The sequence below is a fragment of the Rhodoplanes elegans genome (assembly GCF_016653355.1).
Classification (GTDB): domain Bacteria; phylum Pseudomonadota; class Alphaproteobacteria; order Rhizobiales; family Xanthobacteraceae; genus Rhodoplanes; species Rhodoplanes elegans.
Genome location: NZ_NHSK01000161.1, coordinates 39,940 through 51,429, shown reverse-complemented (window position 1 = coordinate 51,429; position 11,490 = coordinate 39,940). Strand labels below are relative to the sequence as shown.

Annotated in this window: 10 protein-coding genes; all 10 read right to left on the bottom strand. The window is 71.0% G+C overall.

Annotated features, from left to right (window positions below; all coding sequences use genetic code 11):
- The coding region (locus CCR97_RS20380) for an aminomethyltransferase family protein (RefSeq protein ID WP_476705564.1) at window positions 1–611 on the bottom strand (611 nt) is incomplete at its 3' end.
- 171 nt (window positions 612–782) lie between these two features.
- Complete coding sequence (locus CCR97_RS20375) at window positions 783–1,073, bottom strand: hypothetical protein (protein ID WP_111359952.1); 291 nt, start codon at window positions 1,071–1,073, stop codon at window positions 783–785.
- 191 nt (window positions 1,074–1,264) lie between these two features.
- Window positions 1,265–3,061 carry an acyl-CoA dehydrogenase family protein gene (locus tag CCR97_RS20370; RefSeq protein ID WP_111359953.1) on the bottom strand — a complete coding sequence of 599 codons (1,797 nt, stop codon included), beginning with the start codon at window positions 3,059–3,061 and terminating at the stop codon, window positions 1,265–1,267.
- 109 nt (window positions 3,062–3,170) lie between these two features.
- On the bottom strand, window positions 3,171–3,932 hold the full coding sequence (locus tag CCR97_RS20365; RefSeq protein ID WP_201159785.1) for an SDR family NAD(P)-dependent oxidoreductase: 762 nt from the start codon (window positions 3,930–3,932) through the stop codon (window positions 3,171–3,173).
- Window positions 3,933–4,150: 218 nt separating this feature from the next.
- Complete coding sequence (locus CCR97_RS20360; protein WP_111355172.1) at window positions 4,151–5,017, bottom strand: amidohydrolase family protein; 867 nt, start codon at window positions 5,015–5,017, stop codon at window positions 4,151–4,153.
- The gene (locus CCR97_RS20355; protein ID WP_244670582.1) at window positions 5,014–6,888 is read right to left on the bottom strand and encodes a feruloyl-CoA synthase; all 1,875 of its coding nucleotides are present in this window, start codon (window positions 6,886–6,888) and stop codon (window positions 5,014–5,016) included. The genes CCR97_RS20360 and CCR97_RS20355 overlap by 4 nt, the downstream gene beginning before the upstream one ends.
- A gap of 84 nt (window positions 6,889–6,972) precedes the next feature.
- The gene (locus CCR97_RS20350) at window positions 6,973–7,764 is read right to left on the bottom strand and encodes a crotonase/enoyl-CoA hydratase family protein (RefSeq protein ID WP_111355171.1); all 792 of its coding nucleotides are present in this window, start codon (window positions 7,762–7,764) and stop codon (window positions 6,973–6,975) included.
- Between the two features lie 63 nt (window positions 7,765–7,827).
- Complete coding sequence (locus tag CCR97_RS20345; RefSeq protein ID WP_111355170.1) at window positions 7,828–8,610, bottom strand: ABC transporter ATP-binding protein; 783 nt, start codon at window positions 8,608–8,610, stop codon at window positions 7,828–7,830.
- Window positions 8,607–10,403 carry a branched-chain amino acid ABC transporter ATP-binding protein/permease gene (locus tag CCR97_RS20340; protein ID WP_111355169.1) on the bottom strand — a complete coding sequence of 599 codons (1,797 nt, stop codon included), beginning with the start codon at window positions 10,401–10,403 and terminating at the stop codon, window positions 8,607–8,609. Before CCR97_RS20340 ends, CCR97_RS20345 begins: the two co-directional genes overlap by 4 nt.
- The gene (locus tag CCR97_RS20335; RefSeq protein ID WP_111355168.1) at window positions 10,403–11,443 is read right to left on the bottom strand and encodes a branched-chain amino acid ABC transporter permease; all 1,041 of its coding nucleotides are present in this window, start codon (window positions 11,441–11,443) and stop codon (window positions 10,403–10,405) included. Before CCR97_RS20335 ends, CCR97_RS20340 begins: the two co-directional genes overlap by 1 nt.
- Between the last annotated feature and the right edge of the window lie 47 nt (window positions 11,444–11,490).

Sequence of the window (11,490 nt, the reverse complement as noted above, 5' to 3'; positions counted from 1 at the left end):
TCTTCGCCCGTGTAGCCGGAGCGCGACACCAGGCAGGACTCGCCGAGAATCGTGACCGGCCGCGAGTCCATGAACTGCATGGCCGCGACGGCGGGCGCGAGCGCGGCGAGCCCCGCCTCGGCCTTCGGACCCTGCAGGGCGATCAGGGCGTGGTCGGCCAGCGGCTCGACGGTGCAGCGTCCGGCGAGCGCCGTGCGAAGATGCGCTTCGTCGGCCGCCTTGCAGGCGGCGTTGACGACGAGAAACAGGTGGTCGCCCTGGTTCGACACCATCAGGTCGTCGAGGATGCCGCCGGCCGCATCGGTGAACAGCGCGTAACGCTGCCGGCCCGGTGGCAGCGCGACGATGTCGGCCGGCACGAGCGTCTCCAGCGCGCGCGCCGCGTCCTCGGCCTGTCCCGAGGGTGCGCGCAGTACGATCTGGCCCATGTGCGATACGTCGAACAGGCCGGCCTTCTCGCGCGTGTGGAGATGCTCGGCGAGGATGCCGGCCGGGTATTGCACCGGCATCGCGTAGCCGGCGAACGGCACCATGCGGGCGCCGCGCCGGCGATGCAGCGCATCGAGCGGCGTGTGGCGGAGCTCGTGGGTGGAGGGGGCGGTGTCGGTCATGACGCGGTCCTGGCGTGATGCGGTCGGCCTCTGTCGACGGCATCGACGGGCGGCGCAATCTGCCGGACGCGGGTGGTGCGGCGCAAGACGCGAGCCTCGTTCCGCCGTGGTTTCGTCGCAGGGCGCCGGCCGCGCGTGACCAGGAGGGGGCGTCGGTCGGCGTCGGAGGGATCAGGACAGGCGAGCCGGCCCGTCGGTCCGCGCCATGGTGGCGAGCCGATAGTGCTCGGCGCCTTCGCGGACCGGCACGGCGTGCTCGTTCGCGGCATCGTCGGAGACGATGATGGTCGCCTTGACGGTCAGCCACCACGCATCGGCGTGCACCAGCTCGAAGGCGATCGAGTGGGCCTCCTGCACGGCGTCGGCGTCGGAGGCGAAGCTGCCGTCGAGCTCGTTCTCCAGGCGCCGGTCGTTGACGTGCAGACGAAACGAGTAACGACGCAGACCCGGCGTGCGCGGCATGGCTCCCCCCGAAAGTAATCAGCCTAACATTCCAGACGAGAAGCGCGCCTTCGGGAAACTGCGAATCCATCCGGTTCCAAGCTACCTCCAAATGGCGAGCCCCTTGGGGGCGAGCCGAGGCCTCATGGTTCGGGACGCGGACCCTCGGTCCGCGCCTCAGCATGAGGGGCCATCAGAGCAGGGGCGACGGACTAGGCGGCGAAGTCCGAGAGGCTCTCGGGGCCGGGCAGCGCATCGGCGCTCGCGATCACCACACGGGCGAGGGCCGGGGCGCCGACGGCGATCGCCTGGGCGTAGAAATAGGCCGTGGCGATGGTGTCGGCGTGGATCGGATCATTGTCGCCGGCCTCGCGCCGCGCCCGCGCCGCGAGCGCGGCCTTGGCCAGATAGGCGACGCCGGCCGCGAGGCCGAACAGCCGCAGATAGGGCGTGGCGACGGCGAGCAGCTCCTCCGGCGTGCGCTCCGGCGCGCGCAGCCAGGCGGTCGCCTGCGCCAGCGCGTCGGCCGCCTCGCCGACGATTCCGCCGAGCAGGCGCAGCCGCGGCTCGGCGATCGCGCCCGCCGCCGTCCCGACCTCCCGATAAACCGCGATCGTCGCCTCGGTGATCGCGCCGCCGGGCCCCAAAATCTTGCGGGTCACGAGGTCGATCGCCTGGATGCCGTTGGTGCCTTCGTAGATCGGCACGATGCGGGCGTCGCGATACTGCTGGGCCGCGCCCGTGTCCTCGACGAAGCCCATGCCACCGTGGATCTGGATGCCGAGCGAGGCGACCTCGACCCCGGTGTCGCTGCAGCAGGCCTTGGTCACCGGCGTCAAGAGGCCCGCGAGCCGCTCGGCCGCCTCGCGCTCGTCGGCGGTCCGCGCGTGGCGGGCCCGGTCGATCGCCGCCGCGGCCGCATAGGCGATGGCTCGCGCCGCGGCCGTCATGGCCTTCATGGTCATCAGGGTGCGGCGCACGTCCGCGTGCGCCACGATGAGGCTCGACTGATCGGGCGGCGCCCCGGCGGCGCGGCCCTGGCGGCGCGTCTTGGCGTAGGCGAGGGCCCGCTGATAGGCGCGCTCGGCGACCGCGACGCCCTGTACGCCGGTGAACAGCCGCGCCTTGTTCATCATCGTGAACATGCAGGCGAGGCCGCGGTTCTCCGCCCCGACCAGCCAGCCGACGGCGCCGCCGTGATCGCCGAAGGCGAGGCTGCAGGTCGGGCTCGCATGGATGCCGAGCTTGTCCTCGATGCCCGTGCACCACACGTCGTTGCGGGCGCCGAGCGTGCCGTCGTCGCCGACCAGGAACTTCGGCACCAGGAACAGCGACAGCCCCTTGGTGCCGGGCGGCGCATCGGCGAGCCGCGCCAGCACCAGATGCACGATGTTCTCGGCGAGGTCGTGCTCCGCATAGGTGATGAAGATCTTCTGGCCGCTGAGTCGGTAGGTGCCGTCCTCGGCCTTCACGGCGCGGGTGCGCACCGCGGCGAGATCCGAGCCGGCCTGCGGCTCGGTCAACGCCATGGTGGCGGTCCATTCGCCGGCGACGAGCTTGGGCAGATACTTTTCCTTCAGGGCCCGGTCGGCGTGCAGCTCGAGCGCATCGACCGCGCCCTGCGTCAGCACCGGGCCGAGCGAGAACGACATGCAGGCGCTGGTCCACATCTCCATGCAGGCGGTGGCGAGCCGTACCGGCAGCCCCATGCCGCCCCATTCGGGCGGCAGGTCGACCGTGTTCCAGCCGGCCTCCGCCCACGCCTTGTAGATCGCCGGCCAGCCATCCGGCAGCGTGACGGTGCCGTTGGCGAAGCGGGCGCCGACGCGGTCGCCTTCGCGGTCGACCGGCGCCAGCGTCTCGCCGGCGAAGCGCCCGGCCTCTTCCAGGATGTGGGCCGGCATCTCGTGATCGAGATCGCCGTGCAGGCCGGCGGCGAGGTCGTCGGCGAGGCCGGCGACGTCGTCGAGGGCGAGATGAATGGCCTTGACGGGCGCGATATAATCCATGGCGGCGTCCTGAGCAGTGGCGTTCTGAGCAGTGCGATCGGGAACGGCAATTCCGGCAGTTCGGAAACAACGATGGCGACCGACAGGCCGCCGAACATGCGGGGCCGCGTCAGCGCGGCGCCAGTCGCAGCGCGCCGTCGAGGCGGATCACCTCGCCGTTGAGCGCCACGTTGCCGACGCAGGCCATCACCAGGTCGGCATATTCCTCCGGGCGGCCGAGCCGCTTCGGGAACGGCACCGCGGCGGCGAGGCTCGCCTGCACGTCGGCCGGCAGCGTGCCCATCAGCGGCGTCAGGAACAGGCCCGGCGCGATGGCGAGCACCCGGATGCCGAACTGCGCCAGCTCGCGCGCCGCCGGCAGCGTCAGCGACACGATACCACCTTTCGAGGCCGCATAGGCAGCCTGGCCGATCTGGCCCTCGTAGGCGGCGACCGACGCGGTGGAGATTATCACGCCGCGCTCACCGTCGGCGAGCGGGTCGAGCCCCGCCATGCCGGCGGCGGCGAGCCGGAGCATGTTGAACGAGCCGATCAGGTTGACCCGGATCACCCGCTCGAAGTCGGCCAGCTCCATCGGCCCGTCGCGGCCCAGGATGCGCTTCGCCGTGCCGATCCCGGCGCAGTTGACGAGGATGCGGGCCGGGCCGTGCCGCTCGGCCGCGGCGGCGACGGCGGCGGCCGCCTCGTCGGCGCTCGCCACGTCGCAGCGCACCGCGTGGCCGCCGATGCGTGCCGCTACGGCGGTCGCGCCGTCGCGATTCACGTCGAGGACCGCGACCCTGGCGCCGGCGCGGGCGAGCCGCTCGGCCGTCGCCGCGCCAAGCCCCGATCCGCCGCCCGTCACGATCGCGACCTGTCCGTTCACGTCCATGAAGGGTCTCCCCGCTCGCTCTTCGAGTGGCTTGTAGGGTGGGCAAAGCGAAGCGTGCCCACGCGGTCCTGATCGTGAGGCCGGTCTTCGCCGGCCCAGAACTCCGCTCATTCCCGCGTAAGCGGGAATCCAGAGGCCACACCCCGGAGCCCTGGGTCCCCGCTTTCGCGGGGACGAGCGGAGGGAGCACAGCACTTCGTCGACGGGGCGCGGCGCACTCACGCCGCCAGCTTGAGCGCCCGGATCGCGTTCTGCTTCAGAATCAGGTCGTGCACCTCCGGCTTGAAGCCGGCGTCGGCAAAATCCTTGATCCAGCGGTCCGGCGCGATCAGCGGGAAGTCGGAGCCGAACAGCATCTTGTGCTTGAGCTGGCTGTTGGCGTAGCGCACCAGCTCGGTGGGGAAGTATTTCGGCATCCAGCCCGACAGGTCGATATAGACGTTCGGCTTGTGCAGACACACCGACAGCGCCTCGTCCTGCCACGGCCAGGACGGGTGCGCGATGATGATGGTCATGTCCGGGAAGTCGGCCGCGACGTCGTCGAGATGGATCGGGTTCGAGTATTTCAGCCGCAGCCCGCCGCCGCCCGGCATGCCGGTGCCGATGCCCGAATGGCCGGAGTGGAACACGGCCGGCAGCTTGTGGTGGGCGATCACCTCGTAGAGCGGATAGGCCATCCGGTCGTTGGGGAAGAAGCCCTGCAGGGTCGGGTGGAACTTGAAGCCCTTGACGACGCCGGCCTCGATCAGGTCGCGCGCCTCGCGCACCCCGAGCCTGCCTTTGTGCGGATCGATGCTGGCGAACGCCATCATGATGTCGCTGTTGTCACGCGCGGCATCTGCGACCTCTTCGTTCGGGATGCGGCGGGCGCCGATCTCGTGCTCGCAGTCCACCGTGAACATCACGAGCCCGATGCGGCGCTCGCGATAATATGCGATGGTCTCGGCGATGGTCGGTCGCTTGCCGGCCTTGAAGTACTTGTTGGCCGCCTCCTCGTAGGGCGCCCAGGCTGGGTCGTGCGGATGCCGGCACGACACCTCGGCATGGGTGTGGACGTCGATGGCGACGAGATCGTCGATGTTCATGCATGCTCCCCGTGGCCGGCCGGCAGGATCACCCGGTCCGACAGCTCGTCGGCATAGAGCTCCTCGACCAGCGCGGCGCGCCGCGCGATGACGGCGCGCTGGTTGATCGAGCCCTTGTCGGTCACCTCGCCGGCGTCGATCGAGGGCGGCTCGGTCAGCACGAGGGCGCGCTCGATGCGGAACGACGAGCCGTGCACGCCGGCGTTCAGGGCGGCGAGGCGCTCGGCGATCTGGGCGCGCAGCACGGCGCTCCCCAGGATCGCGGCGTCGCTCACCGCGGCGTCGGCCCGGAACGCCGACCGGCACGCCGCGAGGTCGGGGATCAGCAGCGCCGTCACGTCGTCGCGGTCGTGGCCGGCGATGACGAGGTCGCGGATCAGCGGCGCCAGCCTCTCGATGGCGCGGGCACGCAGCGGCCCGACGCTGACCCAGGTGCCGGTGGCGAGCTTGAAGTCCTCGGCGATGCGGCCATCGAACAGGAAGCCCTTCTCCGGGTCGTCCGGATCGGCGAAGCGTACCGCGTCGCCCAGCCGGTAGAAGCCCTCCTCGTCGAAGGCCGTGGCGGTGAGGTCGGGGCGCCGCCAGTAGCCCGGCGTGATCGACGGGCTCTTGATGCGCGCCTCGAGCTTGCCGGCCGACGGCACCAGCTTCATCTCGACGCCGACGTTCGGGATGCCGACGACGCCCGGCGCGCAGGCCTTGGCCGTGACGCTGAGCGCCGACGGTGCCGTCTCGGTCGAGCCGAGCGACGTGAACATCGGGATGCGCTCGCCGCGCTCGGCGATCGCCATGCGCTCGTACTCCTGCCGCACCACGGTCGACAGTGCGGCGCCCGCGTAGAGCAGGAACTTCAGCCGGCTGAAGAAGGTGCGGCGAAGGTCGGCGTCGTCGCGCAGATAGGGCAGCAGCATCTCGAAGCCCTTCGGCACGTTGTAATAGGCCGTGGGCGCGATCTCGCGCAGATTGCGGACCGTCTCCTCGATCAGTCCGGGCAGCGGCTTGCCCTGGTCGATGTGCAGCGTGCCGCCATTCATCAGCGTGACGCCGAAATTGTGGTTCGCCCCGTAAGTGTGGCTCCACGGCAGCCAGTCGACCAGCACGAGCGGCTCCTCGGCGAGCGTCGGGAACGCCGTGTTGATCATCGCCTGGTTGCTGGTGAGCATCAGCTGGGTGTTGATCACGCCCTTCGGGTCGCCAGTGGAGCCCGACGTGAACAGGAGCTTGGCGATGGTGTCCGGGCCGACCGCGGCGTGCGCGGCGTCGACCGCCGGTCCGGCCGGCGTGTTGAGCAGCGCCGAGATCGGCGTCGTCGGCCGGTCGATCAGCGCGTCCTCGCTGACCACGAGCTCGACGTCCTCTGGCACGGTCGCCGTGATGGCGCGTGCGAACATCGCGCCGCTAGAGGCGAACACCAGCCCCGGCGTCAGCACGCCGAGAATGGCGCGCAGCTTGGTGAAGTCGGTCGAGGCGAGCGAGTAGGGCGGCGAGACCGAGGCGTAGGGAACGCCCGCGATCATGGCGCCGAGGCCGAGCAGCGCGTGGTCGATGCTGTTGCCGGACAGGATGGCGAGCGGACGCTCGGGCGAGAGGCCGCGGTCGATCAGCGCCTGCGCGATCGAGCGGGCGAGCGACCGCGCCTCCGCATAGGTGACGTGACGCCACGCGCCGGTGCCGTCGCGCTCGGCCAGATAGGGCCGGTCGGGCGCCACCGCGGCCCAGTGGTCGAGCCGGTCGGTCATCGAGCGATGATAGGGCGGCAGCGGATGCGGAGAGCGCACGATCATGACGCCGTCGTCGCGGCGGATCAGCTCGACCTCGGACGGCCCGCACTGCCGGACCTCTGGCGCATGCAACATCTCGATCGTCGTCATGATCGTCCTCCCGACCGTTTCTTCTCGGTGCGGCGTGCGCGCGTGCGGACCGGCGTCATCACGGCCGGCGGCACGGCGCGAGCGTCACAGCCCCGGCTTCACCTTGCCGGCGCGCTTCTCCAGAAAGTCCCGCAGCCGCTGCTGGGCCTCGGGCGTGCCGGCCGCGATGGCGGCCATCAGCGACTCGGTGAAGAAGCCGGCCGCCGGATCGCTCGCGGCGATGCGCGGCAGCGCATGCAGCACGGCGAAATTGGTCATCTCGGCGTTGCGGGCGATCTTTCGCGCGAGCTTGGTCGCGTGCGCTAGCCCTTCGCCGGCGCCGACCAGATACTGGCTCGCGCCGTGCACGCGGCCCTCCTCGGCCGAGAGCGTGCGGCCGGTCAGCATCAGATCCTGAACCAGCGGCACGCCGATCAGCCGCGGGATGCGGACCGATCCGCCGCCGCCGAGGAAGATGCCGCGCTGGCCCTCGGGCAGCGCGTAATAGGTCGACGGCTCGGCGACCCGGATGTGGGTCGCGGCGGCGAGTTCGAAGCCACCCCCGACGACGGCGCCGTGCAGGGCGGCGACCACGGGCACGCGGCCGAACTGGATCTCGTGGAACGCCTGGTGCCAGGTCTGCGAGTGATGGATCACCTCGAGGATGTCGTCCGGCTCGACCACGTCCTCCAGATCGAGGCCGGCGCAGAAGTGCTCGCCCTCGCCGGAGAGCACGACGGCCCGCACGCCGGACGGCAGATGCGCGAAGAACCGGTGCAGGCCCTGGATGGTGGCGAGATCGAGGGCGTTGCGCTTGTGCGGGCGCGACAGGCGCAGAAGCGCGATCTCGCCGTCGATCTCGGCGGTCAGGGTGGGAGGCAGTCCGATGTCCAGCATGATGGCGGTCCTGGTCGGAAAATCGCTTTCGGTCCGTGCGCTCGGCGGGCCGAGCGGCGGCGTTCAATGCCGGGCGCCGAGCCCGAGATAGCTGTCGATGACGCGGCGGTCCTGCGCGAGCTCGGCCGCCGGGCCATGGATCGTGATCTCGCCGAGCTCCATCACATAGGCGTAGTCGGCGACCTGCAGGGCGGCCCGGGCGTTCTGCTCGACGAGCAGGATCGAGACGCCGGTCTGGCGCAAATCGGTGACGATGCGCAGCACGTCCTTGACGATGCGCGGGGCGAGACCGAGGCTCGGCTCGTCGAGCATCAGGACGCGCGGGCGGCCCATCAGGGCGCGGCCCATGGCGAGCATCTGCCGCTCGCCGCCCGACAGCGTGCCGGCGTGCTGGCGACGGCGTTCCTTCAGGCGCGGGAAGCGCTCGAACACGCCGGCCAATCCCTCGCCGGCGGCGCGGCTGCCGAGCCGCCAGGCGCCGAGCCGCAGATTGTCCTCGACCGACATGGTGGGGAACAGCTCGCGCTTCTCCGGGACCAGGCAGAGCCCGTCGCCGACCCGCGTCTCGACGTCCTCGCCCGCGATGTCGCGGCCGTCGAGCCGGATGCTGCCGGCGGCCGGTAGCACGCCGGCGATGGCGTTCAGCAGCGTCGTCTTGCCGGCCCCGTTGGCGCCGATGATGGTGACGATGCCGCCGCGCGGAATGGTGAGCGACACGCGCCGCACCGCCTCGACGCGGCCGTAGCTGACCGACACGTCGTCGACCGCGAGGATCGCGTCGGCGGGCGCGGGGCGCGGCTCGGCTCCGACGGCAGGCGTCGGGTCGACGAGAGACGAGGCGGTCATTCGACACCTCCGAGATAGGCTTCGAGCACGGCGGGATCGGCAGCGACGGCGGCCGGCGGGCCCTCGGCGATCTTCTTGCCGAAGTCGAGCACGACGATGTGGTCGGTGAGCTTCATTACGAAGTCCATGTCGTGCTCGACCAGCAGGATCGAGACGCCCTCGTCGCGCAGTCGCGCCAGCAAGGCGCCGAGCTGCTGCTTTTCGGCGAAGCGCAGGCCGGCGGCCGGCTCGTCGAGGAGGAGGAGCTGCGGATCGAGGCAGAGCGCGCGGGCGATCTCGGCGACGCGCTGCTGGCCGAGCGCCAGCGAGGTCGCCGGCTTGTGCAGATGGGCGCCGAGCCCGACGCGGTCGAGCTGGCGGGTCGCCTCGCCGAGCAGCCGGGTCTCGTCGGCGCGGTCGAGCCGCAGCATCGCGGCGACGACGCCGGCCCGGCCGCGCAGATGGGCGCCGAGCGCGACGTTCTCCAGCACGGTCATCTGGCGGGCGAGCTTGACGTGCTGGAACGTGCGGGCGACGCCACGCCGCGCGATCGCCCGCGCGCTGGATCGCTCGATCCGCTCGCCCGAGAGCGTGATCTCGCCCGTCGTCGCCGGCAGCACGCCGGTGAGCAGGTTGAAGGTCGTGCTCTTGCCGGCGCCGTTCGGCCCGATCAGCCCGACGATCTCGCCTGCCTTCACCTTGAAGCTGACGTCGTTGACGGCGACCAGCCCGCCGAACTGTTTTCGCGCGTTTACGACGGCGAGCAGCGGCGAGCCGCGCTCGGGCATCGTGCGGGCCGGCAGCGGCACGCCGGCCGCAACGGTCTTCGGGGGGGCCTTCGGCAGCAGCCGCATCACCAAGGGCCACAGGCCGTCGCGCGCCACTTGGAGCACGACCACCATGAGAATGCCGAACACGATGGTCTCGAAGCTGCCGTCGGCGCCGATCAGCTTCGGCAGGACGTCCTGGAGCTGATCCTTCAGCAGCGTCACGATGCCGGCGCCGAGCACACCGCCGAGCACGTGGCCGGCGCCACCGAGCACCGCCATCAGCAGATACTCGATGCCGGCATTCAGCCCGAAGGGCGACGGCGAGACGGCGCGCTGGACATGGGCGTAGAGCCAGCCGGAGAGACCGGCGAGCAGCGCCGCGTAGACGAACACGACGAGCTTCACGCGTGCCGTGTCGATGCCGAACGACTCGGCGGCGAGCCGCCCGTCGCGGAGCGCCCGGATCGCCCGGCCCATGCGGCTGTCGAGCAGGTTCTCGCTGAGGATCACGGCGAGGATCACGGCGATCCAGATCGGATAGAATACGGCGCGCGCATCGATCAGCGGAGTGCCGAAGACGTCGAGCGGCGGGATGCCGTTGATGCCGTCGAAGCGGCCGAGCGCCTCCACGTTGCCGAACAGATAGAAGAAGGCGATGCCCCAGGCGATGGTGCCGAGCGGCAGGAAATGGCCGGAGAGCCGTACCGTGACGGCGCCGATGAGGAGCGCCATGGCGCCCGTGGTGGCGAGCGACGCCGGTAGCGTCAGCCAGGGCGAGAGGCCGAAGTCCTTGGTCAGCACCGCGGTTGTGTAGGCGCCGAAGCCGACGAAGGCGGCCTGGCCGAAGGACGTCATGCCGCCGACGCCGGTGAGCAGCACGAGCCCGATGGCGACCAGGCTCGACAGCCCGATGTAGCCGGCGAGCGTGATCCAGAAATCGGGAATGCCCGGCACCAGCGGCACGATCGCGATCGCGCCGATCGCGGCGACGCGCGGCAGGTGGTGGAGAAGCGGTCGGGACGGGGGCGTGTCGGGCGCGCGCATCAGGTCTCTTCCTCGTCCTGATGGCCGGCGGCGAGCGAGCGCCACAGCAGCACCGGGATGATCAGCGAGAAGACGATGACCTCCTTGAACGGGCTCGCGACGAAGGCCGAGAAGGATTCGAGGAGCCCGACCAGCACGGCGGCCAGCGCCGTGAGCGGATAGCTCGCCAGCCCGCCCATGATGGCGGCGACGAAGCCCTTCAGGCCGATCAGGAAGCCGGTGTCGTAGTAGATCGTCGTCAGGGGGCCGATCAGCACGCCGGACAGCGCCCCGATCGCGGCGGCGAGCGCGAAGGCGGCGCGGCCGGTGGCGCGCGTCGGGATGCCGACGAGGCGGGCGCCGAGCCGGTTGACGGCGGTGGCGCGCAGCGCCTTGCCGGCGAGCGTGAACTCGAAGAACGCCCAGAGGCCTGCGAGCAGCAGCGCCGTCACGGCGAGCACCCAGATCCCTTGCGCCTTGATCACCGCGGGACCGAACGGGACGATCGCATCGGAGAACGGCGTGGTGCGAAAACCCTCGGCGCCGAAGAACACGAGGCCGAGCCCGACCAGCGCGATGTGCACGCCGATCGCCGCGATGAACAGCACCAGCACCGAGGCGTCGGCAAGCGGCTGGAAGGCGAGCCGGTAGACGAGCGGTCCCATCGGCACGAGCAGCACCAGCGTCAGCACGAGGCCGGCCACCGTGCCGGGCTGGAGCGGCGCCAGCAGCACGACCCCGGCCAGCACGGCGGCCGGCAGGGCGACGTCGCGGGCGAGGATCAGGCCGACCCGGCGCGGCGTGAGCGCGGCCCGCTCGCGGACCAGTTCGAGGATCGCGGCGGCGACGCCGAGGACGACGAGCAGCCAGGCGGTGCCCGGCACCTTGCCGGCCTCGAGCGCCGCGAAGGTGAGGGCGCCCCAGGCGACGAACTCGCCCTGCGGTACGAAGATCACCCGCGTGATGGTGAAGACCATCACCAGCGTGACGCCGAGCAGCCCGTAGACGGCGCCGTTGATGACGCCGTCCTGCAGAAGAAAGAGTGCGATCGTCGTGTTCATGCCGGGCTCGCCATGCGGTCGGGCCGCCTCGGAGCGAGCCACGACGT